27 protein-coding genes are annotated in these 26,666 nt (G+C 67.4%); 11 read left to right on the top strand and 16 right to left on the bottom strand.

Features of this window, described 5'->3' with window-relative positions; all coding sequences use genetic code 11:
* Positions 1-117: 117 nt before the first annotated feature.
* From AB0M22_RS17325 to AB0M22_RS17315, 3 genes are all read left to right on the top strand, one after another.
* Positions 118-2,148, top strand: coding sequence for a M3 family metallopeptidase (locus tag AB0M22_RS17325; protein ID WP_364727244.1), 2,031 nt, complete (start codon positions 118-120; stop codon positions 2,146-2,148).
* Positions 2,148-3,008, top strand: coding sequence for an alpha/beta hydrolase (locus tag AB0M22_RS17320; protein ID WP_364727242.1), 861 nt, complete (start codon positions 2,148-2,150; stop codon positions 3,006-3,008). The genes AB0M22_RS17325 and AB0M22_RS17320 overlap by 1 nt, the downstream gene beginning before the upstream one ends.
* A gap of 106 nt (positions 3,009-3,114) precedes the next feature.
* Positions 3,115-3,771 (top strand): serine protease, encoded by a 657-nt coding sequence (locus AB0M22_RS17315; protein WP_364727240.1) that lies wholly within the window; start codon positions 3,115-3,117, stop codon positions 3,769-3,771.
* Between the two features lie 3 nt (positions 3,772-3,774).
* Here the strand turns inward: AB0M22_RS17315 and AB0M22_RS17310 are convergent, their stop codons facing one another.
* Both AB0M22_RS17310 and AB0M22_RS17305 read right to left on the bottom strand, forming a co-directional pair.
* Positions 3,775-4,356: a TerD family protein gene (locus AB0M22_RS17310; RefSeq protein ID WP_364729765.1), complete on the bottom strand. Its 582-nt coding sequence runs from the start codon at positions 4,354-4,356 to the stop codon at positions 3,775-3,777.
* Positions 4,357-4,507: 151 nt separating this feature from the next.
* Complete coding sequence (locus AB0M22_RS17305) at positions 4,508-5,002, bottom strand: C40 family peptidase (RefSeq protein WP_364727238.1); 495 nt, start codon at positions 5,000-5,002, stop codon at positions 4,508-4,510.
* Positions 5,003-5,306: 304 nt separating this feature from the next.
* On the opposite strand from AB0M22_RS17305, the gene AB0M22_RS17300 reads away from it, so the two are divergent.
* Positions 5,307-5,780 carry an NUDIX domain-containing protein gene (locus AB0M22_RS17300; RefSeq protein WP_364727235.1) on the top strand — a complete coding sequence of 158 codons (474 nt, stop codon included), beginning with the start codon at positions 5,307-5,309 and terminating at the stop codon, positions 5,778-5,780.
* 26 nt (positions 5,781-5,806) lie between these two features.
* Here the strand turns inward: AB0M22_RS17300 and AB0M22_RS17295 are convergent, their stop codons facing one another.
* The 3 genes from AB0M22_RS17295 to AB0M22_RS17285 all read right to left on the bottom strand — a co-directional run bounded on the left by AB0M22_RS17295 (position 5,807) and on the right by AB0M22_RS17285 (position 8,020).
* On the bottom strand, positions 5,807-7,066 hold the full coding sequence (locus AB0M22_RS17295) for a hypothetical protein (protein WP_364727232.1): 1,260 nt from the start codon (positions 7,064-7,066) through the stop codon (positions 5,807-5,809).
* A 205-nt stretch (positions 7,067-7,271) separates the two neighbouring features.
* A complete protein-coding gene (locus tag AB0M22_RS17290) occupies positions 7,272-7,451 on the bottom strand; it encodes an RNA polymerase sigma factor region1.1 domain-containing protein (protein ID WP_150403419.1) in 180 nt (59 codons plus the stop codon).
* A gap of 119 nt (positions 7,452-7,570) precedes the next feature.
* Positions 7,571-8,020 carry an SET domain-containing protein-lysine N-methyltransferase gene (locus AB0M22_RS17285; protein WP_364727228.1) on the bottom strand — a complete coding sequence of 150 codons (450 nt, stop codon included), beginning with the start codon at positions 8,018-8,020 and terminating at the stop codon, positions 7,571-7,573.
* Positions 8,021-8,216: 196 nt separating this feature from the next.
* Here AB0M22_RS17285 and AB0M22_RS17280 point away from each other — a divergent pair, with 196 nt between their 5' ends.
* Together AB0M22_RS17280 and AB0M22_RS17275 are read left to right on the top strand one after the other, a co-directional pair.
* Positions 8,217-9,572 (top strand): peptide ligase PGM1-related protein, encoded by a 1,356-nt coding sequence (locus AB0M22_RS17280; protein WP_364727226.1) that lies wholly within the window; start codon positions 8,217-8,219, stop codon positions 9,570-9,572.
* 152 nt (positions 9,573-9,724) lie between these two features.
* A complete protein-coding gene (locus AB0M22_RS17275; protein WP_364727223.1) occupies positions 9,725-10,954 on the top strand; it encodes a hypothetical protein in 1,230 nt (409 codons plus the stop codon).
* A 4-nt stretch (positions 10,955-10,958) separates the two neighbouring features.
* On the opposite strand, the gene AB0M22_RS17270 is transcribed toward AB0M22_RS17275, so the two are convergent.
* A complete protein-coding gene (locus tag AB0M22_RS17270) occupies positions 10,959-11,864 on the bottom strand; it encodes a G1 family glutamic endopeptidase (RefSeq protein WP_364727220.1) in 906 nt (301 codons plus the stop codon).
* 388 nt (positions 11,865-12,252) lie between these two features.
* On the opposite strand from AB0M22_RS17270, the gene AB0M22_RS17265 reads away from it, so the two are divergent.
* Positions 12,253-12,711: a lytic transglycosylase domain-containing protein gene (locus tag AB0M22_RS17265; RefSeq protein WP_364727218.1), complete on the top strand. Its 459-nt coding sequence runs from the start codon at positions 12,253-12,255 to the stop codon at positions 12,709-12,711.
* Between the two features lie 4 nt (positions 12,712-12,715).
* Here the strand turns inward: AB0M22_RS17265 and AB0M22_RS17260 are convergent, their stop codons facing one another.
* The 3 genes from AB0M22_RS17260 to AB0M22_RS17250 all read right to left on the bottom strand — a co-directional run bounded on the left by AB0M22_RS17260 (position 12,716) and on the right by AB0M22_RS17250 (position 15,954).
* Positions 12,716-13,453, bottom strand: coding sequence for an RNA polymerase sigma factor SigF (locus tag AB0M22_RS17260; protein ID WP_364729762.1), 738 nt, complete (start codon positions 13,451-13,453; stop codon positions 12,716-12,718).
* Between the two features lie 267 nt (positions 13,454-13,720).
* A complete protein-coding gene (locus tag AB0M22_RS17255) occupies positions 13,721-14,494 on the bottom strand; it encodes an SDR family NAD(P)-dependent oxidoreductase (protein WP_364727216.1) in 774 nt (257 codons plus the stop codon).
* On the bottom strand, positions 14,491-15,954 hold the full coding sequence (locus AB0M22_RS17250; protein WP_364727213.1) for a cytochrome P450: 1,464 nt from the start codon (positions 15,952-15,954) through the stop codon (positions 14,491-14,493). The genes AB0M22_RS17255 and AB0M22_RS17250 overlap by 4 nt, the downstream gene beginning before the upstream one ends.
* 126 nt (positions 15,955-16,080) lie before the next feature.
* Here AB0M22_RS17250 and AB0M22_RS17245 point away from each other — a divergent pair, with 126 nt between their 5' ends.
* Together AB0M22_RS17245 and AB0M22_RS17240 are read left to right on the top strand one after the other, a co-directional pair.
* Positions 16,081-16,710: a TetR/AcrR family transcriptional regulator gene (locus tag AB0M22_RS17245; protein ID WP_364727211.1), complete on the top strand. Its 630-nt coding sequence runs from the start codon at positions 16,081-16,083 to the stop codon at positions 16,708-16,710.
* Positions 16,711-16,734: 24 nt separating this feature from the next.
* Positions 16,735-17,205 carry a hypothetical protein gene (locus tag AB0M22_RS17240; RefSeq protein WP_364727209.1) on the top strand — a complete coding sequence of 157 codons (471 nt, stop codon included), beginning with the start codon at positions 16,735-16,737 and terminating at the stop codon, positions 17,203-17,205.
* 1 nt (position 17,206) lies between these two features.
* On the opposite strand, the gene AB0M22_RS17235 is transcribed toward AB0M22_RS17240, so the two are convergent.
* Genes AB0M22_RS17235 through AB0M22_RS17210 form a run of 6 tightly spaced genes read right to left on the bottom strand, consistent with a single transcriptional unit; the run spans position 17,207 to position 24,226 of the window.
* Complete coding sequence (locus AB0M22_RS17235) at positions 17,207-18,802, bottom strand: carboxylesterase/lipase family protein (protein WP_364727206.1); 1,596 nt, start codon at positions 18,800-18,802, stop codon at positions 17,207-17,209.
* Positions 18,803-18,831: 29 nt separating this feature from the next.
* Positions 18,832-19,722: a GntR family transcriptional regulator gene (locus AB0M22_RS17230; protein ID WP_364727203.1), complete on the bottom strand. Its 891-nt coding sequence runs from the start codon at positions 19,720-19,722 to the stop codon at positions 18,832-18,834.
* The gene (locus AB0M22_RS17225) at positions 19,719-21,299 is read right to left on the bottom strand and encodes an NAD(P)/FAD-dependent oxidoreductase (protein ID WP_364727201.1); all 1,581 of its coding nucleotides are present in this window, start codon (positions 21,297-21,299) and stop codon (positions 19,719-19,721) included. Before AB0M22_RS17225 ends, AB0M22_RS17230 begins: the two co-directional genes overlap by 4 nt.
* Positions 21,296-22,183 (bottom strand): SDR family NAD(P)-dependent oxidoreductase, encoded by an 888-nt coding sequence (locus AB0M22_RS17220; protein WP_364727198.1) that lies wholly within the window; start codon positions 22,181-22,183, stop codon positions 21,296-21,298. The genes AB0M22_RS17225 and AB0M22_RS17220 overlap by 4 nt, the downstream gene beginning before the upstream one ends.
* Entirely contained in the window at positions 22,180-23,127 is a 948-nt protein-coding gene (locus AB0M22_RS17215; protein ID WP_364727195.1) for an SDR family NAD(P)-dependent oxidoreductase, read from the bottom strand. The genes AB0M22_RS17220 and AB0M22_RS17215 overlap by 4 nt, the downstream gene beginning before the upstream one ends.
* A gap of 25 nt (positions 23,128-23,152) precedes the next feature.
* On the bottom strand, positions 23,153-24,226 hold the full coding sequence (locus AB0M22_RS17210; protein WP_364727192.1) for an alpha/beta hydrolase: 1,074 nt from the start codon (positions 24,224-24,226) through the stop codon (positions 23,153-23,155).
* A gap of 109 nt (positions 24,227-24,335) precedes the next feature.
* Here AB0M22_RS17210 and AB0M22_RS17205 point away from each other — a divergent pair, with 109 nt between their 5' ends.
* Entirely contained in the window at positions 24,336-25,238 is a 903-nt protein-coding gene (locus AB0M22_RS17205; RefSeq protein ID WP_364727189.1) for an SDR family NAD(P)-dependent oxidoreductase, read from the top strand.
* A gap of 37 nt (positions 25,239-25,275) precedes the next feature.
* Here AB0M22_RS17205 and AB0M22_RS17200 read toward each other — a convergent pair whose 3' ends face one another.
* Positions 25,276-25,698 (bottom strand): hypothetical protein, encoded by a 423-nt coding sequence (locus AB0M22_RS17200; protein ID WP_364727186.1) that lies wholly within the window; start codon positions 25,696-25,698, stop codon positions 25,276-25,278.
* A gap of 304 nt (positions 25,699-26,002) precedes the next feature.
* On the opposite strand from AB0M22_RS17200, the gene AB0M22_RS17195 reads away from it, so the two are divergent.
* Positions 26,003-26,647 (top strand): TetR/AcrR family transcriptional regulator, encoded by a 645-nt coding sequence (locus AB0M22_RS17195; RefSeq protein ID WP_364727183.1) that lies wholly within the window; start codon positions 26,003-26,005, stop codon positions 26,645-26,647.
* Positions 26,648-26,666 lie beyond the last annotated feature (19 nt).

Genomic DNA, 26,666 nt, shown 5'->3' with positions numbered 1-26,666 from the left:
TGTGTGATGACGCTGTAGACGCGAAACGTGTTGGAACCATAAGCATCCCAGCAACCACACGCACCGCGCGGCGCAATCCCCACATCGGCGGGCGTCGATCCGGCATAGGGTTCAGATATGACGAGCAACCCGTTCTTCGAGCGCAGCCCGCTGCCCTACCAGTTGCCCCCGTTCGCCGAGATCGACGAGCAGCACTATGTGCCCGCGTTCGAGCGCGGCATGGCCGAGCAACTGGCCGAGGTCGCCGCCATCACCGCCGTCGACGGCGAGCCGACATTCGCCGACACCGTCGTGGCGCTCGAACGGTCGGGCGCGTTGCTCGCCCGGGTGTCCAATGCCTTCTTCAACATCGTGTCCTCGGATTCCAGCGCGGGTACCGACGCGATCGAGGCGGAGATGTCGCCGAAGCTGGCCGCACACCGCGACGCCATCCATCTCGATCCCGCGTTGTTCGCCAGGATCGAGTCCCTGCATCGCCGTCGCGCCGAGCTGGACCTGGACGCCGAAGAACTGCGGCTGATCGAGCAGTACCACCTTCGGTTCGTCCGGGCGGGCGCCGGACTGGATGCCGCAGGTCAGGCCAGGTTGCGTGAACTCAACACGGAGATCGCGGCGGCGACAACCGAGTTCGGGCAGAACAACGTGGCCGCCAGGAACGCCGCGACCGTGGTGCTGGACCGCGCGGACGAACTGGCTGGGCTCACCCCCGCTTCGGTGACCGCCGCGGCCGAGAACGCCCGATCGGTAGGGCGCGAAGGTGCCTGGGCGTTGAGCTTGCAGAACGTCTCCAACCAGCCGGTGCTCGCCCAGCTGGCAGACCGGGACGTGCGGCAGCGCGTGATGGGCGCCTCACTGGAACGCGGCTTCACCAAGGACATCGACAACGGCCACCTCGCCGTCCGGATCGCCGCCCTGCGCGCCGAACGCGCCGCACTGCTCGGCTATTCGGACCACGCGGCCTACGCCGTGGCCGACCAGACCGCGCAGACCCCCGAGGCCGTGGAAGAGATGCTCGGCCGCCTGGTCCCGCCCGCAGTGGCCAACGCGGAACGCGAGGCCACCGAGCTAGCCGCGGCCATGCAGGGCGAACTCCGCTCCTGGGACTGGCAGTTCTGGTCCCAGCGGGTGCGCGCCGAGCGCTTCTCGGTAGACGCCGACGCCTTGCGCCCCTACTTCGAACTCGAGCGCGTGCTGTGCGACGGCGTGTTCTACGCCGCCGAGCTGGTCTACGGCATCACCCTGCGCGAGCGCGCCGACCTGGTCGGCTACCACCCGGAGGTCCGGGTCTTCGAGGTGTTCGACGCGGACGGCAGCGCGCTCGGCCTGTTCCTCGGCGACTTCTTCGCCCGCCCGTCCAAGCACGGCGGCGCCTGGATGAACGAACTGGTCGTCCAGTCCAAGCTGCTCGAAACACTTCCGGTGGTGGTGAACAACCTCAACATCGGCAAGCCGCCTGCCGGCGAACCAGCCCTGCTGACCTGGGACAACGTCCGGACGCTCTTCCACGAGTTCGGCCACGCACTGCACGGACTGTTCTCCGACGTGCGCTACCCGTTCTTCTCCGGCACCGAGGTGCCGCGCGACTTCGTCGAGTTCCCCTCGCAGGTCAACGAGATGTGGATGGCGCACCCGGAGGTGCTGGCCAACTACGCGCGGCACATCGACACCGGCGAGCAGATGCCCGCCGAGCTGATCGAACGCATGACCGCCGCCGAACGGTTCGGCGAGGGCTTCCGCACCGTCGAGTACCTCGGCGCGGCACTGCTGGACTGGGCGTGGCACCGGGTCCCTAGCGCCGAGGCGCTGGCCGGCGCGGACGCCGAGACGTTCGAGGAGGAGGCGCTGCGCAAGGCGGGCCTCGCGATCGAGGCGATCCCGCCGCGCTACCGGACCGGCTACTTCGCCCACATCTTCGCGGGCGGATACGCCGCCGGCTACTACTCCTACATCTGGAGCGAGGTGCTGGACGCGGACACCGTCGACTGGTTCGACGACGGCGCGGCCTCGATCCGCGAGAAGGGCACCGCCTTCCGCCGCGAGCTGCTCTCCCGCGGCGGCTCGGTGGACCCGCTGGTCGCCTTCGAATCCTTCCGCGGCCGCGCGCCCGAGATCGAGCCGCTGCTCACCAGACGCGGACTGATCAACTGATGCAGGTCAAGGAGTGGCGCGACGGTGGGCGTCAGCTGCGGACGCGAGCGGGCTCGGTGTTCGTTCGCTCCGCGCCCGGCGACGGGCCCACCGTCGTGCTGCTGCACGGGTATCCGTCCAGCTCATTCGACTTCCGGGAGGTCGTCGGCCGGCTCGGTGGACGGGCCTGGCTGGCGATCGACTTCCTCGGCTTCGGGCTGTCGGAGAAGCCGCGACCGCATCACTACAGCCTGTTCGAGCAGGCCGACATCGTCGAGGAGGTGGTCGCGGCCTCCGTAACGGGGCCGATCGTCGTGCTGGCGCATGACATGGGCACCTCCGTCACCACCGAGCTGCTCGCCCGGGACATCGACGGCTCGTTGACCTGCACCCTCGACCGCGCGGTGCTGAGCAATGGCAGCGTGATCCTGGAGAAGGCCTCGCTGCGCCCGATCCAGAAGATCCTGCGCGGTCCGCTCGGACCGGTGGCCGCGCGGCTGGCCAACCGCCCGGTCTTCACTCGCGAGTTCGCGCAACTGTTTTCGAAGACACACCCGCTGACGGCGAGCGAGGCCGCGGCGCAGTGGGCGCTGCTCACGCAGGCCAAGGGCCATCGGATCACCCATCTGCTCACCGCCTACCTCGACGAACGGGTGACCCACGCCGACCGCTGGCACGGTGCCGTCCGGGACTGGGACAAACCGCTCGGCTTCCTGTGGGGCACCGTGGATCCGGTGGCCACGGTGGCGGTGCTGGACGGACTGCGCGCCCTGCGTCCGGCGGCTACAGTGGTCGAACTCGCTGGCCTCGGCCATTATCCGCAGTTGGAGGACCCCGAAGCCTTTGCGGCCGGCGCCCGTACGCTGCTCGACCTCGATTAGCCGCCAGGCGAATTCGATTGCGGCGTAGCCTGTTTGGAAACGCTCGACTCGGGAATCTCGCGAAAGACCCGGCCAGCCGGTACCGGGAGTTCGATCCAGAGGAGTCATGCTCGTGTCACGAACCGCACTCGTCTTCGCCGCCGCTTCCGCCGCCGCGTTACTCGGAACGCCCTCCGCCACAGCAGATGCAGCGCCGACCGTCGGCGGTGGTTCCGGAATCCTGGTCGACTCGCGGGTCGGGTGCACCCTGACCACCATCGGCCGGGACAACGCGCAGCGGCTGGTCGGATTGACCGCCGGCCACTGCGGCGCGCCGGGCGCAACCGTTGTGGTGGAAGGCGATCCGGCCGGCGCGGCGGTGGGCCGGTTCGCCTACACCGACCACACCCTGGACTACGCGGTCATCGAATTCGATGAGCAGCGCGTGACGCCGGTGAATCACGTCGGCGGCACCACCATCACGGAAATGGGCGGGCCCGCTCAGTTCCCGGCGATCGTGTGCAAGCGCGGCAGCACCAGTGGGACGAGTTGCGGCGTGGTGTGGGGTGATGTGCGCGCGACCGCCACCGAGACCTGGACCCAAATGTGCGTGATGAAGGGCGATTCCGGTGCGCCGGTAGTGATCGGCAGCACACTGGTCGGCATGGTGAACGCCTATCTCGGCGTCGGCTGCTTCGGGCCGGAGGTCGGCACCAACATCAGCACGATCATGAACGACCTGAACGCGCGCGGCGAGATCGGTGCCGGGTACCGGCCGCTGTGACGGCTACGCCAGGAATCGCGCCATCTGCGGGACCGCCTCGACGACGTGATGGGCGTAGATTCCCTCGCCGATCCCGACGAAGTACCAACACTGCGGTGTGCGAACGAGTTTGCCCATCGCCAGCCCCGTGTGCGGTCCGCCGCTCAGCACGTAGCGGGTGACCTCGGCGCCGGAGGTGGTGTCGAGCAGGCGGAAGTACGCGTTGTCGATCTGCGCGAAACTCTGTTCCGAGTACGAGGTTACGAGGAACATCACCGTCGTCACCTCCGGCGCCATGTGCGCCAGGTCGACGGTGATGACCTCGTTGTCGCCGGTGCCGTCGCCCGTCGGGCTGTCGCCGCTGTGCGCGACCGATCCGTCGCGGGAGACCAGTTGCTCGTGGTAGACCGCGTCGAACAGGACCTCGCCGGCGAAAAGCAAAGCCGCCGAGTTCAAGTCGATCCGGCTGCCCGGGCTGACGGTGCCGTCGACATCGACGAACAGGCTTTCCTCGGACGGGTCCCAGCCCAGCGAGACCGCGACGTGCTCGGGCAGGGTGCCATCAGGGTTTTGCAGCGGAAAGGACAACCGTGTCCCCTTTCTCAGGGGCGACCACGGTATCCAGCTACCGCAACGCCTATCGATCTCGAAACATGCTCGGGCTCAGCCTAGGTCGTGCCGACCAGTCCGATACAGCCCGTTACCGGCCGCGTACCCCGCGACGAGCGGATTCAATCGTCCGCTTGCGCTTCGAATTTCACAATCGTCGCGCGCCCGCGAACGGCATGGACGCGAGCGGCGCGAGTTCGACTCCGGTGCTTTCGGTTCCGGCGTGGATGACGGTGCCGTTGCCCGCGTAGAGGCCGGAGTGGCCGCCGCCGTAGAACGAGACGAGGTCGCCGACGCGCAGTTCGCTCTGCGCCACCGGGGTGCCTGCGGCGAGTTGTTCGCCACTGGTGCGCGGCACGTCACGGCCCGCTCGGCGGTAGGCCCACTGCACCAATCCGGAGCAGTCGAAGACGTCGGGGCCGGCCGCGCCGGAGCCGTAGGGTGCGCCGATTTTAGAGCGGGCGGCGTCGAGCGCCCGCTCGGCGACCGAATTCCGCATATCGGAATTGTCCGGAATAGTGACCTCGCCGGGAATTTCCACACTTCCGCTGTCGGGCAGCCCGAGTGGGCGGGCCGGAGCCGGCGCGGCGGACAGCAGAAGAGAGCTCGTCGCCGCGGTCGCGACGACCAGTATCGTCAGCACGCGAGTTCGTTTACCCTGCTCAGAGCCATGATTACGAGCTTCGGCGATGGATGCCATGGTGCGTTCCTCCGACCTCCGCCGGCCCGGCGCGAACAGCGCACCGAACCGTGAATGGATTTCGAGAACACCGGGTGTTTTGTGATTCCATCGGATCCGCAAGCCATGCTCCGGCACATTCCATCGAACAGCAAGCGCGACACGCAACCTATAACGAAATAATCACCGAACGCATTTCTGTGCAATCACACGCAAATCTCTAAGGGATCTCCACGGTCGGTCCTGGTAGACGGAATACTGTCGGACCATGGCAACTCCCGATTTCATCCGAACCATCCGCGCCGACGCGGGCAAGCAACTGCTGTGGCTGCCGGGCGTGGGCGCCGTGGTCTTCGATGACGAGGGCAGGCTGCTCCTCGGGCGGCGCGCGGACACCGGCAGGTGGGCGATCACCGCCGGGATGCCGGAGCCCGGGGAGCAGCCGGCGGCGTGCGCGGTGCGAGAGGTGTTCGAGGAGACCGCCGTTCATTGCGTCGCCGAGCGCATCGTGCTGGTCCGGGCGATGCCGGCGCACACCTATCCGAACGGGGACATCTGCCAGTTCATGGACATCACCTTCCGCTGCCGGGCGGTCGGCGGTTCGGCGCGGGTGAACGACGACGAATCGTTGGAGGTGGCGTGGTTCGAGCCGGCCGCACTGCCGGACCTGCCCGAGCACGACCTGATGCGGCTCGAGCGCGCGCTGTCCGACGAGCCGACCTGGTTCGAACCCGCGCCCTGAGCGCTGTTCGGTTGCGGGACCGGTCGTTACGGCTGTTCGCAGGCCGTGACGGACCCCCTCGATCCCTGTCCCTTGATGGTGCAGGTGTTCTTCCCTGCGCTGCCGTCGACCAGATTGTTGTTGACGTCGATGGTGATCAAGTCGTCGTCGTTGCCGCCGAAGATGCTGCCGTTGTTGGCGATCGCGGTGATGGTGTCCTTGCCGGAGCCTGCGTTGGGGTCGGCGCCGCTGGCGAAGTCGCTGCCGTCGCCGAGCACCACGGAGTCGGCCGTGCCGACGGTGCCGACGTCGATCTTGTCGTCGCCGTTGCCGCCGATCAGGGTGGCGGCGCGGGAGTTTCCGTCCTTGTTGAGCGAGGCCGCCGACAGCACGTCGTTGCCGTCACCGCCGAAAACGCTGGCGCCGAGGTACATGTCGGCGGCCTTGATGGTGTCGTTGCCGTCGTCGCCCCACAGCGCGGCGCCCGAGCCGCCGAGTTTGCCGCCGGTGATGGTGTCGTCGCCGGGGCCGCCGTGTACCCAGCCGCCGGTCATCTCGTCCACGGTGATGGTGTCGCCGCCCGCGTCCGGGATGGGCGCGAGGGCATCGCCGTAGATGTCGGCCGCGCCGACGGTTCGGTGGATCGCGATCGTGTCTTTGCCGCCGCCGCCGAACACGGCGTCGGGTGCGTCCGGCGCGGTGCCGCTCGGCGGGCGTTCGCCCTGGCTGACCGTGTCGATGGTGATGCTGTCGTCGCCCTCGTCGCCGGACACCCGGCCGCCGTGCGCGCCGGCGGTGGTCTCCGGCTTGGCCGGGTCGGGCTGGAAGAGGTAGCCGAGGCTGCCGACCTTGATCACGTCGTTGCCCGGACCGCCCACGACCGCGCCGTGTCGCCCGACATTGCCGCCGGGGCCTTTCGGGATGGCCGCGTCGCAGGCCGCCGGACGATCCTGCCCGCCGACCGTGATCTCGTCGTCGCCCGGACCGCCGTCGAGGACACCGCCATTGACGTCGTTGGCGCCGATCCCCTCCGCCGGACACAGGAACCGGCCGACGTTGCGCGCCGAGATCTTGTCCTTGCCCGCGCCACCAAGTACCACCGTGCCCTCGAGCACGTCGCCGTCGATCACGATCGTGTCGTCGCCATCCCCCGTATCGATCACCGACTTGTCGCCGAGGTTGTCGGTGCAGGTGATGGTGTCGTTGCCCGGTGTCACGGCCCCGGTGCAGCCCGCGGGCAACCCCTCCGCCTGCGCGGGCCCGGTCGCCAGCACCATCCCCGCCAGCAACGCCGCAACCCCCACCATCGAACGTGCACCGCGCGCTCGAACGACCACAGTTCATCCCTCCGTCTCACCGACAACCGATTCGGCGATACCACCGCCATTCCGTATTCGAACCTGCGTGGCATCTGGATCGGCCTGCCCGCAGATTGGGCTCTACGAAAGCGGAAGAGGGAAGGAGCAATTCCGCGGCAACCGCGCGGGATGAGGTCAGTCGTTCAGTCGAGCTTCAGTCCACCGGATCCGTCTCGTAGACCGGGATGCCCCTGGCGTCCAGCATCTGGATGATGCCGACGAACTGATCGCGATCTCCGACGGCCTCCGGAACGTATTCGTTGATCTCGGCGTGGGTGATGTACTTCTGCTCGTGACCGAGGGTGATCAGTTCCTTGATTCCAGCATGGGGCATACGGTGATCTCCAGGTCTCGGGTAGCCGTACTGCTGTCGGCCCAGGGACGCCAACGCTATCAGCGCCGCGCAGGTGATCGCTGAAATATCGGCGGAATCTCAGGGTTCGACGGCGACGGTCAGTAGTCGGCGAGATAGCCTGCGATGTGCGCCAACCGGGTGCGCTGGGCCGGTGTCAGATATTTGTAGCCGGTAATGGTTCGACGGCAAGTCGCTGCACCGCAATGACATTCGGGCACGGCGATGCTGCGATATTCGGAGCTGGCGTAGTCCCAAGTCAACTCTTCGCCGTCCGAAATGGGCCGCAGCGCAACGAAATCGAAGGCGCCGAACGCGTTGTCCCGGATGCCGAGATCGGGTTCGCACGAGTGGTTCAAAAGGCGTGCGGGCTCGTCGAATTCGCGGTGGGTGTCGATCGCGGTCTGGAACGAGTGGGTGGTGCGTTCCGGAACCGATGCGATCACCCGCGCACTGATCACGAGATCGCCCACCTGCCATCGCCGAGCCGCGAATACGCCTCGCCCTTTGCCGGAGGTAGCGCGCACGAGCAGTGGTTCTACATCTGTCACGATTCACCGACCATGGTCTCGACGGAGCGGCCTCCGATTGCCGAAGTGAATCTACCTCGGGCAGTCTGCTATGCGCGTCGAAATGTATTGCGCCGCACGTCATTGCACTTGATCAACCGACGTCGACACCGACGGTGTGGATAGGGTTGGCGTAGTCGCGGCGTTCGCCGGCCGACCGGACAGGGAAGGTACGGCCATGCCGAAACTCGTGCTCGCCAACCCGCACAGCCGCGCGATGACCGCCCGCCCCGACGACCTGCCCCCGATACCGCGACGCGGCTGCGATATCGAAGCGGCCCGGATGCTCTGGAGCTTGGCGGCCGACGACATCGCGGTCATCCCCGGCCCGATCGACAAGGGCTTCCTGAACTACCTCGCCGACCTGCTCGGCCTGTCCGGCGCGGTTCCGGCCGTGCTGAGCATGCAGGACTACCGCGGCATCAAGTGGTACCCGCACGACAACGCCGAACTGGTCGCCGAGGTCCGAAATCTGCTCGACGCCAGCGGTTTCCACCGACGCGACTGGACCGTCGCCAGCTACATCCGCGATCGCGATGTCGCGCACTGGGAGCGGCTGCTCGGCCTCGACACCGATGCCGCGCCGTACGCGCAGGATCTGGCGTCGCTGGTCAACAGCAAGGCGGTCTTCCGCGCCTTGGCGCTGGCCGCGGGCACGCCGGTGCCGGAGGGCTATGCGGTCGACGCGGGACCGGAACTCGTCGACACCGTCCTCGAACTCATCGGCCGGACCGGGTCGGTCATCGTCAAACAGGACCAGAATTCCGGCGGCCTCGGCAACACCCTGATCACCACCGACGCCGATCTCACCGGCTTCGGCGCCGCCCAGGTGCTCCGGCTCGACGGCGACCTCGCCGCCGACCTGCCCCGCGCGCTGCACGACCACGACCTCGTCCTCGGCGACTCGCTCGACCTGCCGCGCGGCATGGCGCCGGCGAAGTTCATCGTCGAGGTCTACCAACCGGATTCCCGCAGCCTGTCCAGCGAGCTCTGCATCCCCGCAGCCGGCGCCCCGGTGCTGCGCAACTACGGCGAGATGCGGATGGAACCGAGGTGGAGCGGCTTCGTCCTACCCCCGCAGGACCTACCGGCGACCGTGCACGCCCAGTTCTGCGCCGACAGCCAGCAGATCGCGCTCAGCGCCCAACGACTCGGCTACCACGGCCTGATCAACATCGACGCCATCGTCGGCGCCGATCACCGCCTCACCTACACCGAATTCAACGGCAGGGCAGGCGGAGTCACCAATATCGACACGATCGGCCGCCGCCTGATCGGCGAGGACTACCTGCACCACCGTGTTCTGCTGACCCGCAACGGGTTACGCGTGCCGCGGATCACCGAGTTCGCCGAACACCTGGTCCGCGCCGGCCTGCACTTCGATGCGGCGCGCGGGTGCGGCATCGTCGTCGGCACCGACGATCCGGTGACCGGCGCGATCGAATACGTCGCCATCGGCCGCGACCGCGCCGAAGCCGAACGCCTCGAACAGCAACTGGAAACCCTCGCCGCCGATATCGCCGGAAACGACTAGCGCAGACACGGCCCGCGATTACCCGTTCAGGTCGGCCGGCCCCGGCGCTCGATTCGGTACGATTTCCCTGATCTCCGCTCTGTATCGAGAACGTCGAGTTTCCACGGGAAATTTCTGCGAGCCATCGTTGTTCGACTCGAGGGGAGTATCGGTTGCGCCGGGTTGGGGTGTTGCTCACCGTTATCGGGGTCGGGTTGAGTTGGCCGGCGGCCGCTGCGGAACCGCCGATACCAGCTCCGGTTCGCCAACTGCTGTATCCCGAGAGCAGTTTCTATCCGCGGCTGATCCGTCTCGAACACAATGGCGCGGCCAACGGCACCATCGTGGCGAGCGTGAATACGCTGAACCAAACCGGTGCGATCATGGCGAGTGTCGACGGCGGCAAGACCTTTCAGCAGCGCGGCACGATTACCGATTCGCTGTCCAAGAAGAACAATCAGCTGTGTTGTTCGGCGCTGTTCGAACTGCCGACCGCGGTCGGCACGATGCCGGCCGGAACGTTGCTGTGGGCCGATACGGTGTTCTCCGATGTGCTCGATGTCGTGCTGCGGCATGTCGAACAACGACTATGGGCGAGCCGGGATCTAGGCGCGCATTGGGAATTCGTGTCCAGCATCGCGACCTCGAACAGCCTGTTCAGCTTCACCGATTGGGGACCGCTGCTACCGAGTGCGTGGGAACCGAGCCTGTCGATGTCGGCGGACGGGCAACTCGTCGCCTTCTACTCCGACGAGACCGACAGCCGCGACCACAGCCAGAAATTGGTGCAGGTCCGCTCCCCCGACGGCGTGCACTGGGTGAACCGGAGCGACACCGTGGTCAGCGACGTGAAATACGTCCGGCCCGGCATGGCCAATGCCATCCGATTGCCGGACGGTTCGTACTTCCTGAGCTACGAGATCTGCAATACCGACAAGGTGCATCAGTGTCTGGCCTATTTCCGTAGATCGACGGACGGCTGGAATTACGGCGATCCGCGTTTCCTCGGCACCATGGTGCGCGCCGGCGTCGACGGCGGATACACCCAGCACGCGCCCTATCCGGCGTGGAGTACCGGCCCCGGGCCGAACGGCAGCATTCTGCTGTCCGGTCAGATGGTGTCGGCCGTGGACGGGACGATGACGCCGAGTACCGGGCGGACCATCCTGGCCAACGACGCTCTGGGCGAAGGTAGTTGGTATGAGATGGCCGCGCCGATCGTCATCGACGGCGTCACCGACGCGCCCTGCAAGAACTACAGTTCGGCGCTGTTGCCCGCGCCGGACGGAAAGTCGGTCATCGAAGCCGCGACCGATCTGGACAGCGCTGGCGTTTGCCGCGCGTACTATGCGTCCGGCCCGCTGACCGGCCCGCCAACGCTGCCCACACCGGCGGCGAAGTAGCGACCTATTTGGCGATGGTGAAGCTGGTGCCGCCCTGGGCAATCGGGCCGGGGTGCAGCTCGCCGTTCGTCGCGCCGATCGAGTAACTCACCGGTTTGAACGCCGACAACGGCTTAGCGTCGACCTTCACATTGGTGAACACGACCGGGCTGAATCCCGGCAGGGCACTGTTGAGCTGACCTTCGACGATGACCTCGGCGGTCTGCGCCGGAGCGTCGGACTGCGCGACAGTGGTGCGCGTCCAATTCTGCGTCACATTCGCCACCGTCATGGTGTAAGCGTGGCCGTCGAAGGTGACCGAGGCCTGCATCTTGTCGCCGGGCGCCGACGTCACATCCGGATAGATCACCGGATTCGCCGGATACGCCTCCCACAACGCCATCCGATACGTCTGCTGCGCGCACATCGCCGCGCCGGGCGCGGAGCCGGTGCCGACCGCGGCGCACGCGCCGGAGGCGGCGTTGCCCATATCTTTGTTCACGCCCTCGGCGGCCCGGATCGCATTGCGGAACCACGCGGGATTATTGGCCACCGTCGCGCTCGCCAGATTCACGATGGCCAGGCCGGGCAGCGAGGCCAGCGCGCCCGCCGCGCTCACGCAGATCGCCTCGGAACCGGTCTGCATCAACGGCAAGGCCTGCTTGCCGTTGACCAGCGTCCCGTTCAAGCCGACCCACGGCACGACCCGCTGAATTACGCCGGTATCGGAGCAGGCGACTTCGGGCTCGACCCATTCCGCGGAAATACTCTTGAAATTGCCGGTGACGACATAACCCGCCCAGTTCGTGCCACGAATGCGCGGCGGCGTCTCCGCTTTCTCGCCCTGCGCCTCCGTTTTCGCGTTCGGCGGCGGCTTCGGCACCGGCGTGCCGTCGGCGGTTGCCGAAGACGGTGAAACCAGCACTGCCACGATCGCCCCCACCACCGACGCGGCGAGACGGCTTCGAATTCGCGTCCGACCCGGGGTAGTCATCATGAACAGGGACAATAGCTGAAAAGCAGCACTGCCGTGCGCCGCCGCGCGGCAGTGTTTTCGCAGGTAGTGGCTCATTTCAAGCGAAGCCGGAAGTGGCTGACCTGCACCACTTGAAGATCACCCGACCCGGCGTGTCGCCGTGTCCCCCTCCGCGGTCGCGCGGCGACACGCCGGACGTACGCATTTTCGTGACTGCGGCAATTGTATTCATTTGGCGGACACTCCGGAGCGGCTGCGCGGCAACGCCCGTTACTAGTGATTTGCTGAATTGGCACTACCGGCTTTGAGATTCACCCATGGATACGAAAGGACCGAATCGACGATGCGGTACTTCATTCCTACCCTCGCAGCTGCCGTCTGTGCCCTTTTCTTCTTCGCCGCTCCGGCGCACGCCGTCGCCACCGATTGCGCGGCCCCCGATGCACCGCCGATTTGCGCGACGCCGTCCAGCAGCTGGAAAACCCAGCCGGCCGGTTCCGTCCTCTCCATGCCGCGCGCCGCGGTCAAGGCGTTGGCGATGACTCTGGTGCCGCCGCATCATTTCTGGGCGTTCGACAACATCATCACGCGGGAAAGCGGCTGGAATGTCTTCGCCGTCAATCCGGAAAGCGGCGCCTACGGTCTCGGCCAGGCGCTGCCGCCGGAAAAGATGGGCACGCACGGCGCCGACTGGCCGTTCAATCCGGTGACGCAGATCCGCTGGACCTACGACTACATGAACAAGCGCTACGGCAGCCCGATCGGCGCCTGGGACTTCTGGCAGGCGCACCACTGGTACTGACCGGTCAATCGCGTAACGCACTCTCGCGCAACGAATCCAAGGTCTTGGACAGAATCCGCGAGACGTGCATCTGCGAGATGCCGAGGTGCGCGGCGATCTGTGTCTGCCGCTTGGCCTCGAAGAACCGCATGAACAGCACCTCGCGCTCGCGTTCCGGCAGCGCGGCGATCAACGGCTTCACCGCGAGGATGTCCTCGATGGTCCGATAATCCGGCACCTCGACGCCGAGCGAGTCCAGCAGCGACGCCCCCGCGCCCTCGTTCTCCGACGGCGCGTCGATCGACGAGGTCTGATAACCGTTGTGCGCGATCATCGCCTGGGTGACATCGACGATATCGACGCCGAGTTCCACGGCGATCTCGCCCGCTCTAGGCATCCGGCCGAGTCGCTGGAACAGCACGTCGATCGCGGGTCCGATGCTCAGCTGAATATCCTTGAGCCGCCGCGGAACTCGCACCGCCCAGGTGTAGTCACGGAAGTGGCGGCGGACCTCGCCCATGATGGTCGGCACCGCGAAGGCGACGAAGGACGCGCCGTAGTCGGGGTCGTAGCGGTCCACCGCGGCGACCATGCCGACCCTGGCGGTCTGGAGCAGGTCGTCGAAGTTCTCGCCGCGGCCGGCGTACTTGCGGGCGATGTGCTCTGCCAGCGGCAGCGCTCGGGTGATCAGCTCTTGCCGTAGCACCCGCCGGTACGGGTCGTCCGTGGCCAGCGTCGCCAGGCGGGCGAACAGCGGCTCCAGGTTGGTGTAGTCGTCGGTGCCGCGATAGGTGCGGGGCGCTCGCGCGCGGGTGAGTGTCGACGTTTCGGTCACGGTGCTGCCTCGGATCCAGCTGATGTCGACGATGGTCACCAGACCCGTATGAGAACGGGCTCGGCCGTCAGGGCCGGAACCAGCGCTCGAATCGGCCGTACTTCGAGTACACGCCGTCCCGAGCGTTGTGTCAACAGTGTAGGTCTACGGTATCTACCTACACGCGTTTCGTGGGCCGAATCGCCGAATGCGGGCTCAGACGCGCGCGACCAGATCCACCACCGGACCGGGTAGCGCTCGCATCATCTGGTAGGCGAGGCGCACCTCGAAACCTGAGGAGACCAGTCCGCGATTGTGCGCGACGGCGGCGACTACCGACTTCGCGACGACGTCGGGATCGTGGCTGTAGCCGAAGGCCTTGGCGATCCGGTCCTGTTCGGCAATCGCGCTGCCGCGCAATCGACTTCGGGTGTGGATACCGGTGTTGATCACGCCGGGGCAGATCACGCTCACGCCGACCCGGTGCGCCGCCCAATCGGCGCGCAGGCACCGCGACAACATGATCACCGCCGACTTGGAGGCGCAGTACGTCGCCATCCGCCGGTTCGGCAGATAGCCTGCGCCGGAGGCGATATTGACCACGTGACCGCGCCGGCGGGCCACCATGCCCGCGCCGAAGCGATGACAGCAGTTGACGACGCCGTCGAGGTTGATCGAGCGCAGCCAGGCCCAGTCGTCCAGGGTGGTCTCCAGGAACGGGCCACCCACGCCGACTCCGGCATTGTTGACCAGGATGTCCACTGGGCCGATCTGGTCGGCGAGTTCGGCGACCGCGGCGGGATCGGCCACGTCACAGCGATAGGCCGAGCCGCGACAGGCGGTTGCGGTGTCCTTCGCGGCGGACTCGTCGATGTCGACAGCGACGACGCTCGCACCAAGGGAGGCGTATCGCAGTGCGGTCGCCGCACCGATCCCCCGGCCCGCGCCGGTGATCACGACTACCGCTCCGCGTGGGTCGATCCGGGTCATGACCGCGCCTCGGCGGTTCGTTCGGTAACCGGCGGTATCTCCCTGCGTCTGGCGATCATTCGCAGTCCGTCGCGTGGCCGCAGTGTCAGCGTCGCCTCCGGCGCGACGGGATGCCCGGGCACCAGATCGAACACGAACTTCTGACTCATGATCGCCGTGATCAGCACCGACTCCATCACCGCAAAACTCGAGCCGATGCAGATCCGCTTACCGCCGCCGAACGGCAGATACGCCGAGCGCGCGCGATCCCGGCCGGCACCGGGCAGGAAACGCGCGGGATCGAATTCCTCCGGGTTGGGCCACCAGCGCGCGTCGTGGTGGATGTGGTGGGTCGGAATGACGATGGTGGTGCCCTTGCGAATGTGATGGCCGTCGATCACGTCGTCCTCGATCGCCACCCGCGGAATCGCCCACGCCGGTGAGAAATAGCGCATCGCCTCCTGGAAACACGCTGCGGTCCAGGGCAATCGGGGCAGGTCTGCCGCCGTCGGTCGCCTGCCCTCGAGCACGGTGTCGACTTCGGCGAGCAAACGCGTTCTGGCGTCGGGGTTCAACGCGAGCAGGTACCACATCCACGACAGCGCGTTCGCCGTGGTCTCGTGTCCGGCGAGCATGAAGGTGAGGGCCTCGTTGCGGACCCGCCGCACCGGCAGGCCACCCTCGTCGTCGGAGGCGTTCAGCAGGTGGTTGAGCAGATCCGGGCTGTCCGTCGGATGCGCCCGGCGCTCGTTGACCACATCCCAGACCTCCTTGTCGAGGATCTGCGCGACCCGCTGGATCCGCCGGAACGGCGGCGGCAACGGAATCGGCGTCAGCGCCACCGCGGCGACGGCTCGCCAGACCCGCTTCGGCGGCGCGGCCACGATGAACACCCTTTCCAGCCGCTCGGCGAAGCGCAGGCCGTCGGTGACCAGGTGCGACATGCCCACCGCGATGCGCCCGAACTGCTGCCCGAACAGGGCGTTGCCGACGACGTTGAGCGTCAGCTCGACCATCTCGCCGACCATGTCGACCTCGACCCGCCCGGATTGCGCGTCGATTCCGGCGACCGTGGCCTCGATCGGCTCGATCATCAGATCGATCAGCCCGTGCAGATGCCGCTTGGCGAACATCGGGGTGAGCATCGTGCGATGGCGCTGCCAGGATTCGTCCTCGTCGGTGAACAGGCTGACCCCGAGCAGCGCGCGCAGCAGCTCGTATTCGAACGACTTGTGGTACTTCAGCCGACCGGCGTGCAGCACGTGATCCACGTAGTCGGGATTGGTGAACGCGACGAAACGCCTTGTCCCGGCGCGGAATCGAAGGATGTCGTGCCCCTTCGTCCGGCCGATCATCCCACCTTCGTAGTCCAGGCCGATGGTCAGCGCTTCGATGGTGGCGACCAGCGTGCTGGTGTGCCCGGAAGGTTTCGGCCGCGGATCGGTGCGCGCGGATTCGGGGTCGTACGTGGTGGTAGCCATCGAGTCTCCTGTTCGAAGCAGACGACGAGCGAACCGAGGCTCCACCCCACTTTGGTGTCGCATGACACCACTGTCCGCGCGTGCCACCAGTTTGTGGTCGGCCGCCGCGGTTGTCAATATGGAAACGTGGCACGAGCAGGAACCTGGGGCGGGCGCACCGCCGAGCAACGCCGCGCCGAACGGCGCGAGCGCATGGTCGGCGCGGCCATCGCCCTCTGGCGCGAGCAGGGCTGGACCGGGGTGACGATGCGGGCCGTCTGCGCCGGCGCCGCGCTCAACGACCGCTACTTCTACGAGGAGTTCACCGACCGCGACGGGCTGCTGGTCGCCGCCTGGGAGAACGTGCGCGACGACATGCTGTCCCGGCTCACCGTCGCCTTCGCCGAGAACATCGACCGCACACCGCAGGAGATCGCGCGCATCGCCGCCGAGGTGGTGGTCACGCGCATGACCGAAGACCCCGAATACGCGCGCATCCTGCTCATGCACCACGGCGGCAGCACCGCGCTCGAGCAGTGCCGCAGCTCGGCCCTGCAACTGACCGCGGGGCTGGTTATCGCTGCGGCGCAACCGTTTCTGCGGCCCGATGCCGATCAAGTCGGGCTCCGCATGGATGCCATCGTCGGTGTCGGCGGCTTCGTCGAACTGATCAGCGCGTGGCAAACGGGCGCCATCGATTGCGACGGCCAGGAGATCGTCGACCAAACCGTCCGGATAGCAACCACTTTCGGTGAGCGCTATCTGGCCGCGCCGTGACGCCGCTCGCTCTACGCTGAATCGGTGCGCCGGCTACTCCCGCTCTTGCTGTTATCCCTTGCCGCATGCGGCGCCGAACCGGCCGCGGCCCCACCGCCGCCGTCCCCGACGACCACCGCCGCCTACCTCCGCACGCCGCTGGACTGCACCAAGCTGACGATCACACCGCTGAATGTCGAACCCGGCATCGGCTACATCTTCGGCACGCACGCCGAGTGGTTGCCCAAGGGCCAGTACATCCGCATCCGAGTGGCAATCACCAACACCGACAACACGTTCCACACCACCCGCCCCACCGACTACCAGCTCGACGACGCCGCCGATCGCCCGCATCAGACCAGCGTCGACGCGATGGAGATCAAGCGCCAGCCCAACGAGCTCAACATCGGCGCGGGGAACCGGGTGGAAATGGATCTCTGGTACGACATTCCGGTGGACACCGCGCCGAAACTGCTGCGCGACACCGCCTGCACCACCACCATCCCGCTCCCCTGAGTCACGGGGTGGGGATGCCGGACCAGAGGTCGCAGTGGTGGGTTCGGGCGAGGTCGGTGGTGGTGCTCTTCTCCGGTTCGAGGACCAGCGCCTGATCGCCGGTGTGGCGAGGCCAGTCGGGCAGGCCGCGGGAGTTGGGGTCGCCGGTGCGGACGAAGGCGGCCCAGTAGCGGATCATCTTGTCGGACAGGTCTTTTTGCGCGGGAGTCGCGGGCGCCGGGATCTGGTCGAGATCGAACAGATAGGGCAGTTCGAAGGCATGGGCCGCGCCGAGCGGGAACGGGGGCGGATTCGGCAGGCCGAGGATGGGCAGCGGCGCGGCGTTCGCGTCGGCGAATTCGTAGGAGTAGACCGGGGCGGTGCGGACCAGCGATTTCGCCATGTCGGCGGTCGGGCAGACGAAGATGTGGTCGGTCATCACCGCGGCCCAGGCCAGCGAGGGTTGCGGGTAGGCGGCCAGCGGGTACTGCGCGGCCACGGCGTCGGCGTGCGGGCCGAACATCTTCAACTGCTCGGGGTATTGCTCGGCGGTAATCGGCTGCATGACCACGAAATTGGTGAACTCGTCGTGATTCGCGCCGATCAGCACCGGCACCTTCGCGGCTCTGCCGCCGCGGAAGGCCGCGATCGGATCCTCCGGCAGCAAGGGTTGTCCGAAGATCGGTCCGGGCAGGCCGACGCCGGCCCCACCGGTGTACTGCAACATCTTCTCGGTCAGCTTCTCGGCGGGCAACGCGCGCAGGCACCGCGCGACACCGGCATCGGTGCCCGGGCAGCCCAGTGCCGCCGCGTACTCCTCGCTCCGCGCGACCGCGGTCTGCCGATCGACCTGCAATCCGCACGGCCCACTCTCCAGAATCGCGCCCTGGAACAGCCGTTCCGACCCGGGCGACACCAGGTGATCGCACACCGACATCGCGCCCGCCGACTCACCGGCAATGGTCACCTTGGCCGGATCGCCGCCGAACGCGGCGATGTTGTCGTGCACCCAGCGCAGCGCCGCCTGCTGATCCATCAGCCCGAAGTTGCCGACCTGCCCGTCGTCGTGCGCGACCGCCGGATGTCCGAGAAAGCCCAGCGCGCCCAGCCGATAGTTGATCGTCACCACCAGCATGTCGCCGGCCCGCACCAGCTGCGCTGGGTTGTACTCGTTCCCGGTACCCGCGGCGAACGCGCCGCCGTGAATCCACACCATCACCGGTCGCCGCTGCGGTGCGGTGCTCTTCGGCGTCCACACATTCAGGAACAGGCAGTCCTCGCTACCGGCCAGCCCGCCGGGAGCCCCGGACTGCAAGCACTTGTCCCCCGGCTTGGTCGCATCCCGTTCCTGCGACCAGAGGGCCGGCGCCACGGGCGGTTTCCACCGCAACTCCCCCGTCGGCGCGGCCGCGTACGGAATCCCGGAGAACGAGCGCGCATTCCCCGCCAATTTCCCGCGCACCGGTCCCGACTGCGTCCGCACCACCACCGGATCGTTCGACGGCGTCCCGCTGTCGTCGCTGCACGCCGTCACCGCGGTGAACGCCGCGGCCACCGCGACGACCAGCACCCCGACCCGCGATCCGCGATCACGCCACCAGGACTTGTCGGACTTCATCGCGGAGCCTCTCTGTCTGGTGCAGGCGGTCAGCGCTCGTCCGGCGCCCCCGGGTCGGCGGGCTTCGCGCCGATGAGCTCGCTGAACGTCTGCACGACTTGATCGTGGTATTCGCGGATCAGGATCTCGATCATGTCGGATTCGGGGAGTTCGATCTCGGTTTTCGACTCCCATAGTTCCAGGAGTTGACGGCAGAGCACGACGTGACCGGCAGGTTCCACCGGATCGTAAAAGGCTTGGCCCGCTTCGGGAATGGAAATCAGCATCTCGCCGACGGTGTTGAACAGGCTCAGGTAACCCGGCTTGCCCAGCGCGGCGAAGACGCAGCGCAGCATGTGCAGTTCGGCGGCCATGATGTCGGCCAGCTCGGACTTCTCGTCACCGACCAGCAGTTCGAACCGGCCGAGGGCGTGCACGGCGCGCGACATGTCGTAGCGGCGGGGTTCGGCGGCTATCGCGTGCAGGGCCTGCATGACCAGCATGTGGTCCACGTCGATGATGTCGGCGAAGATCTTGGCGGCCCGGTCCGGCACCCGATGGGCGAAGCGGAACATGAAACGCCAGGTGTCGATGCCGCCGTAGAGCTGGATGTCGCGCACCAGATAGCCGAGGCCGCGACGCGCCTCGACGAAACCGAGCGCGGCGAGCCGGCCGAGGGCGCTGTTGGCGGTCGGCGTGCTGACGCCGAACTCCGCGGCCACCTGGCGCACCGACGGCAGCAGCTCACCGGGCTGGTAGCTGCCTGCCGCGATGCGATAGGCGAGCTGCTCGGTGATGTCGTCGACGACCGTTGGTGTGGCCACGCCGGGATTCTTCCAGGCATCCGGTCTTGGCTGCGCCACCTGGGCATCGACGGACGGGCCTGCGGGCGGTGTCGCACCGCCGGCCGGCCGCGTCGTGGTCATCGTGGGATCGCTCATGCTCCCGATACGAGTTCACGGTCGGCGGATACCTGCTGCTTCTCGTAGCGGTAGTCGTCGAGCGGGAACTTGCGGTTGCCGCGCCTGGCCTCGAAGAAGCCGGACGGACGCAGATAGGTGCTGTCGCCCTGGGAGTTCCGGTAGTAGGTCGGTACGTGCGCGTTGAGCTCGTTGAAGTAGAACCGCACCGCCGCGGCTCGCTGGAGGGTCCGCGCGTGATAGGCGTCGTGCGCGTCCTGGCGCACCTCCACGACGACCGCGTTGCGGCGCAGGCCCTCCTTGATCGCCCGCACCGCGTGGTCGGCGGTCATCTCGACGAAGGCGTGCCAGCCGCTGCCGGTCCACGAGTACGGCCCGACCAGGGTCCACCGGTTCGGCAGGCCCGGCACCGAAACGCTCTGATAGGCCTGCATGCCGTTCTCGGTGTAGAACTTGCCGAGGTCGAATCCGTTGCGCCCCAAGATGGTTCCCGGCCGGTAGGTCTCCGGGTCGGAGAACACCTCGTAACCCGTTGCGAGCACTATCATGTCGAACTTGTGCTCGACGCCGTCGCGGGTCTTGATGCCGCGCGCGGTGATCTTCTCGATCGGTTCGGTGGTCAGGGTGACGTTGTCGCGGTTGAACGCCTTGAGGTAGCCGTTGGACATGGTCGGGCGCTTGGCGACGACACCGAAGTTCGGCGCGAGCTGCTCCTGGGTGGCCGGGTCGTCGATGATCCGGTTCAGGTAGCGGCGGTAGGCGGCGATGGTCCACCGGTCGAAGGCGGTCACGGTCGGGCGCACCACCCGCATCGGTGCCGCGACGGCGGCGCGCAGCACCAGGTCGGCGACCACCAGAACGCCGCCGTGCACGACCGCCTGCAATCCGGGCACGCCCAGAATGCGCTTGCCCGTCGGCGGCATGGCGAAGTCGGGCTTGGGCAGCGACCACACCGGCGTGCGCTGGAAGACACCGAGTTCGGCGACCTCGGGCGCGATCGACGGAATGATCTGCACCGCACTGGCGCCCGTGCCGATGATGCCGACCTTCTTGCCGGTGTGGTCGTAGTCGTGATCCCAGTTGGACGGGCGCTGGATCTTGCCCTTGAACGACTTCCAGCCCGCGATGCCCGGATCCTCCTTGGGCCGGACGAAAGCACCGACCGCGCTGATCAGGAACCGCGCGGTGATGATCGTGCCGTCGGCGGTGTGCAGCTTCCAGTAGTCGTTGGTGTCGTCCCATTCTTCGCGGAGCACATTCGTGTTGAACCGCAGATGCGGGTAGAGGCCGAACTTGCGGGCCACGTCCATGTGGTACCGCTTCACCTCCGCACCGTAGGGAAACACCCGGCTCCAGTCGGCGTTGCGGGCGAACGAGTACTGGTAGGCGATGGCCGGAATGTCCACGCCCAGACCGGGATAGGTGTTCTCCTGCCAGCTGCCGCCGACCTCGTCGGCCCGCTCGATGAGGACGAAGTCGCGGACGCCGGCCTGCTTCAGTTTCACGCCGGCCGCGAGCCCGCCCGGCCCGGCGCCGATGACGGCGACCTGATGATCGGGGGTGCTGACCTCGTCCGGCAGCGGAGTCGAAAAGTTCACGGTCGTTGTCTTTCTCGTAGCTGGGCGGGTACGGACGCGAGGAGTCTGCGGCCGACGCGTTCGAGTTCGGGTCCGGTCGCCACCCGCATCACCGCGCGGTGGGCGGTCGGCGACAGGCGGGACAGGTAGTAGGACAGCCAGGCCTCGAGCCGAATGGGCTTGATCGCCTGGTTCTTTCGGATGGCGGTGGTGATGTGGCGGCCGGCCTTGTCGGGATCCATGGCGATCAGGGCCATGGCCCGGGCGACGACCTCCTTGGTGGTGTCGACCTCGCCGTCGGTCAGCGTGGCCATCGATGCGGTGTCGGCGAGGTGGGTGGCGATCAGGCCCGGACAGACCGCGGTGACGCCGATCCGGTGCTGCGCGAATTCGGCACGGAGGCAGTCGCTGAAGTGCTTGACGGCGTATTTGGAGACGCAGTACGGGGTGCCGAGCCGATACGGTGCGAAGGCGCCCATGGACGCGACGTTGACCAGGTGTCCCCCGCGGCCGCGTTCGACCATCTGCGCGCCGAAGATGTGGCAGCCGTGGATCATTGCCATCAGGTTGATGTCGATGATGCGGTGCAGATCGTCGAGGGGGATGTCCAGGAATGGGCCGCCGACGAGGATGCCCGCGTTGTTCACCACCACGTCCGGGACGCCGTGCTCGGTGCGGATCTGCTCGGCGAACGCTGTCATCGCCGCGGTGTCGGCCACATCCAGCCGGTGCGCGAAGGCCTTCCCACCGGCCGCCTCGATGATGGACACGGTCTCGTCGGCGCCCGCGCGATCGATATCGGCGACAATGACGGTCGCGCCCTGTGCCGCAAGCGCTTTGGCTGTCCCGCGACCGATACCGCTGCCCGCGCCGGTCACGACGGCGACCCCTGGCTCGAGGTTCATCGCTCGGCCTCGATCCGGGTCTCCGGGTTGTCGACGCCCTTGCCGGTGCGGAACGGCACCCGATCGGCGAGGCGATCGACGCGCTCGAGAAATCCGTATTCGCCGATGGCGGTGTGGATGTCGGGCTTGGCCACCGCGGTCATCACCGCGCGCACCGGGCCGGGGAACCAGCGGGCGAGTGGATAGGAGATCCGGGCTTCGAGTCGAATGGGCTCGACCGCGACATTGCGGCGGATGGCCCGCACGATGATGCGGCCCGCCTTGTCCGGGTGCATCCCCAGCAGCGCTTGGCCTTTGAGCATCGTCTTGCGCGTGGTCGAGGATTGCTGCTCGTCCAGCACCGCCGACATGCGCGCGGTGGCCGAGAGATTGGTGGCGATCAGACCGGGACAGACCGCGGTGACCCCGATCCGGTGCGTCGCCAGCTCGGCGCGCAGGCATTCGCTGAAGTGCTTCACCGCGTACTTGCTGATGCTGTAGGGCGCGGTGTACGGGGCGGCGGCGAAGGCCGCCATGGACGCGACGTTGACCAGGTGTCCGCCGCGGCCGCGTTCGACCATCTGCGCGCCGAAGATGCGGCAGCCGTGGATCATTGCCATCAGGTTGATGTCGATGATGCGGCGCAGGTCGGCCGGCGGGACATCGAGGAACGGCCCGCCGACCAGGATGCCCGCGTTGTTCACCACCACATCGGGCACGCCGTAATCGCGGCGGACCTGCTTGCCGAATTCCGCCAGCGCGGCGGTATCGGCGACGTCGAGTCGATACGCCGCGGCCAGACCACCCAGCCGCCGGATCTCCTCGACCGCGTCCTGCGCGGTATCGAGATTGATATCGGCGACAATGACTTCCGCGCCGACCGCCGCGAGCGCTTTGGCAGTGCCGCGACCGATGCCGCTGCCCGCGCCGGTGACCACCGCGATGCCGGGATGGAAGGGTTTCATGTTCGTCCTCGATTCGACGGAAGGGTCAGGCGGCGCGGGTGCGGCGGGCGAACCGGCGGCGGGCCGGAACCCGATGCACCGCACCGTTGATGGTTCGCTGGTTGAACGCGCCGATCTCGCCGATCGCCTGCCTGGCGTCCGGCAGCAGGTCGGCCGCGGCCTGGAAGACGTGAATTCCCTTGTCCCAGATCTGCATCGTGCAGGGCACGCCGGCGTCGGCGCAGCGTTGGGCGAGCGCCTCGGCATCCGGTAGCAGCACCTCGGTGGAGCCGACCTGGATCAATACCGGTGGGAGGCCGGTGAAATGGTGGTTGACCGGGCTGAGCTTCGGGTCGAGCACGCCGTCCACCAGCATGCCGAGCCGAGCCGGGAGGGCAAGTGCGGCTGCGCTGAGCATCGGATCGAGCCGGTCGTTGGGATGATTCGCCCGGCGGGTCCAGTCGTAATCGGCCCAGGGCGCCATCGCCACGATCGCGGCGGGCATGGGCAGGCCGCGCTCGCGGGCGGCCAGGGCCAGCCCGAAGGTCAGGCCGCCGCCGGCCGAATCGCCCGCGAAGATGATGCGATCCGCCGGAAAGCCCTGTGCGAGCAGCCATTTGTAGGATTCGACGCAGTCCTCGATGGTGTCGGCCAGACGCGCCTTCGGCAGCTGCCGGTAGTCGACGTTGAAGACCGGCATGCCGCTGGCCCGGCCGATCCGCGCGACCAGGCGGCGATGCGAGTTGAGGCCGCACGCCACCAGACCGCCGCCGTGGAAGTAGAGGATCGCGCTGTCCTTGACCCGCGTCGGGTCCGGGGCGTCGCGGTGCCACACCCACTCTGCCCGGAAACGCTCGAAAAGCATTGACCGCGTGCGTGTTCCGCGCTGCGGCAGCAGCGGCGCGGCCAGTGGATCGAGCAGGTTGCTGACGTGGAAGTTGCGCGCGTCGCGGAACGGGAACCCGCGGCCGGCGAGGGCCACGATGGCGTTCATCCCCATCCGCAGGGTCGCGTAGGACAGGGGGTGCGCGATACGCAGCGCGAGGCTCGCGCGGCGCGGCAGCTCGATCGTCACAGTCGAAGCAGGGGGCCGGGCCAGTGTCCGTGGCGTGGTCGGCATGTGCGTCTCCTTCTTCCCGGCGGCATTGCCGTTGTCTACACTGTGTAACACAGTGTAGGTTGTCTGGGACAGTAGCACGAAGGAGTGCTCAGCGGAACTGAGGTAAGAGATGACCAAGTTCAACGACAAACTGGTGATCGTGACCGGCGCGGGCAGTGGAATCGGCCGGGAGACCGCCATCGGATTCGCGAAAGCCGGTGCGCGAGTGGTCGTCAGCGATGTCAACAAAGACACCGCCCAGGCCACGGCGGAGGCGATCGGCGGGCACGCCTATCCCTACGCGGTCGACGTCTCAGACGATTCGGCCATGACCGCCTTCGCCGCCGAGGTGCACGCGGCGCACGGCGACCCGTCTGTGCTGGTCAACAATGCCGGCTACACCACGGCCGGACCGTTCCTCGGACACAGCGTCGCGGACTGGGACCGGATCATGGGCGTGAACTTCTGGGGCGTGGTGCACGGCAGCCGGCTGTTCGGGCGGCAGATGCTCGACGCGGGCCACGGCGGGCGGATCCTGAACGTGACCTCACCGGCGGCGGTGCTGCCGATCCCGCTCAGCACCGCGTACTGCACGAGCAAGGCGGCCGCGCAGATGCTCACCGAATGCCTGCGCCTGGAGTTCGCCGGCACCGGTATCGGCGTCACAGCGGTGCTGCCCGCGTTCATCAACACCGGGTTCTATCCGAACGCGCAGATCGTCGGCCTCGACGAAGAGCAGGGCATTCGGGGCCGCAACATCTCGGTGCTCGCCGCCGGTCTGGTCGCGCGCAGCCCGGAGACGGTGGCGCGCAATATCGTTCGCATCGCCGGACGCAATCCCGCGATCGCGCCGACCCCGTTCGAGGCACGGGTCGCCTGTACGGCGGGCCGGGTTTCACCGGCCGGCGCGCGCCTGGCCGCCCGGTTCATGGACATCGAGGGACTGCTCGGCACGGCCGAGCGATTCGTCCCCGACGCGATCCTGCGTCGCCTCGACGCCGCGGCCGCCCGTGCGGTAGCCGCTCGCGACTAGTCGCCGACCCGCGGCCGGAGACCGGTCCCCCAAACCGTCAGGAACCGCTGCCGGTGGACGGGCGCGAGCGCCGCCAGTCGCAGCGGGCGTGGTCGGCGTCGGGACGGTCCGCGCCGTTGCGGGCACAGCCCTCGGCGGTGTAGCCGTCCCGGTCGTAGCCCGACTTGTCATAGCCGAACCGGTTGTAGCCGAAGCGGTTGTACCCGAATCGGTCGTAACCGAAGACGTCGTAGCCGTCCGCCCCGTAGCGATCATCGCTGGGCCGATCATGGCCGGGGCGATGGTGCGGACCGGTATTGAGCGTGCCGTCCGGGTTTGTGCAGCCGATTTCAGCCGGCGTGTGGCACGGGATGGCGGATGCCGCCGGAATGATGACCGCGGCCGGAGCCAGCGCCAGCGTCGCGGCGACCACGGTCCGCAGCACGACCCGCCCGGGCCCACCGGAAAGCACACTGTTCATCCATCGACCTCTTGTTCACCGGGAACGCGCACACCGCGTTCGGATTCGCGAAAACCCTTCCCGCCGGAAGCTTTTCCGGTCGCGACAGGGTGTCTAATACGTTGGCTTGCAGTAGTTTTCAGTCGGCAAGCCGGATATGACGAACTTATCCGAAACGAATCCGTTTCCGCCTCAGGGGAATCCCCTATTTCACCCTCCGTCATTGGACGTACCCTTCCCGATGAATCGCGCGGCCAGCACACCGTTTTGCACCCGTCCGCTATTGCGACCGATCGGTCGGACTTATTGCGATAGGATGACCCACATGACGAACAGGCACCCCGCCGACGGGCGCCGAGCACGCGGCGACCGGTCCAGAACGGCCGTGCTCGACGCGGTGGTCTCGATGGCCTCCGTCGCCGGACTCGGCGCGCTGAGCATGGGTCAGGTCGCCGCCGAGGCGGGCGTGAGCAAATCCGGCCTCTTCTCACTCTGGCGCGACAAGGAAGAACTGCAACTGGCGGCCATCGAACGCGCCCGCGCGCAGTGGGCCGAACGCGTCGTCGCGCCCGCGCTCAAAGCCCCGGCCGGCGTGCCCCAACTGTGGGCGCTGCACGAATCCCGCCTGGCGTTCTACACCGATCTGGTGCTGCCCGGCGGCTGCTTCTTCGTGGCGATCCAGCACGAGTTCGACGACCAGCCCGGCGCGGTGCACGACCGGCTCGTCGCGCTGGCCACCGAGTGGGATGCGTTCGTGCACTCCATCATTCGCACCGCACTCGACACCGGCCAGCTGCGCCCGGACACCGATCCCGGCGTCCTCGCCTTCGAACTCGACGCACTCGGCTACGCCGCCGTCAGCCGCGCCCGGCTCCTCGCCCACGACGCCACGTTCGCCCAGGCCCGAGCCGCCATGCTCGGCCGACTGCGGGCCTACAGCACCGATCCGTCGATCCTCCCGAAGTCCTGATACATATCTTTACGACCGA

The organism is Nocardia sp. NPDC051756 (assembly GCF_040681495.1).
Classification (GTDB): Bacteria; Actinomycetota; Actinomycetes; order Mycobacteriales; family Mycobacteriaceae; genus Nocardia.
Note: the sequence above shows the minus strand (reverse complement) of the source record. Positions and strands in the feature narration are given on the sequence as shown.

Coding starts and splice junctions, on each gene's coding strand:
- AB0M22_RS17325 (WP_364727244.1), top strand. CDS start 118: ATGACGAGCAACCCGTTCTTCGAGCGCAGCCCGCTGCCCTACCAGTTG.
- AB0M22_RS17320 (WP_364727242.1), top strand. CDS start 2,148: ATGCAGGTCAAGGAGTGGCGCGACGGTGGGCGTCAGCTGCGGACGCGA.
- AB0M22_RS17315 (WP_364727240.1), top strand. CDS start 3,115: ATGCTCGTGTCACGAACCGCACTCGTCTTCGCCGCCGCTTCCGCCGCC.
- AB0M22_RS17300 (WP_364727235.1), top strand. CDS start 5,307: ATGGCAACTCCCGATTTCATCCGAACCATCCGCGCCGACGCGGGCAAG.
- AB0M22_RS17295 (WP_364727232.1), bottom strand. CDS start 7,066: ATGGTGGGGGTTGCGGCGTTGCTGGCGGGGATGGTGCTGGCGACCGGG.
- AB0M22_RS17290 (WP_150403419.1), bottom strand. CDS start 7,451: ATGCCCCATGCTGGAATCAAGGAACTGATCACCCTCGGTCACGAGCAG.
- AB0M22_RS17280 (WP_364727226.1), top strand. CDS start 8,217: ATGCCGAAACTCGTGCTCGCCAACCCGCACAGCCGCGCGATGACCGCC.
- AB0M22_RS17265 (WP_364727218.1), top strand. CDS start 12,253: ATGCGGTACTTCATTCCTACCCTCGCAGCTGCCGTCTGTGCCCTTTTC.
- AB0M22_RS17255 (WP_364727216.1), bottom strand. CDS start 14,494: ATGACCCGGATCGACCCACGCGGAGCGGTAGTCGTGATCACCGGCGCG.
- AB0M22_RS17250 (WP_364727213.1), bottom strand. CDS start 15,954: ATGGCTACCACCACGTACGACCCCGAATCCGCGCGCACCGATCCGCGG.
- AB0M22_RS17235 (WP_364727206.1), bottom strand. CDS start 18,802: ATGAAGTCCGACAAGTCCTGGTGGCGTGATCGCGGATCGCGGGTCGGG.
- AB0M22_RS17230 (WP_364727203.1), bottom strand. CDS start 19,722: ATGAGCGATCCCACGATGACCACGACGCGGCCGGCCGGCGGTGCGACA.
- AB0M22_RS17220 (WP_364727198.1), bottom strand. CDS start 22,183: ATGAACCTCGAGCCAGGGGTCGCCGTCGTGACCGGCGCGGGCAGCGGT.
- AB0M22_RS17215 (WP_364727195.1), bottom strand. CDS start 23,127: ATGAAACCCTTCCATCCCGGCATCGCGGTGGTCACCGGCGCGGGCAGC.
- AB0M22_RS17210 (WP_364727192.1), bottom strand. CDS start 24,226: ATGCCGACCACGCCACGGACACTGGCCCGGCCCCCTGCTTCGACTGTG.
- AB0M22_RS17205 (WP_364727189.1), top strand. CDS start 24,336: ATGACCAAGTTCAACGACAAACTGGTGATCGTGACCGGCGCGGGCAGT.
- AB0M22_RS17200 (WP_364727186.1), bottom strand. CDS start 25,698: ATGAACAGTGTGCTTTCCGGTGGGCCCGGGCGGGTCGTGCTGCGGACC.
- AB0M22_RS17195 (WP_364727183.1), top strand. CDS start 26,003: ATGACGAACAGGCACCCCGCCGACGGGCGCCGAGCACGCGGCGACCGG.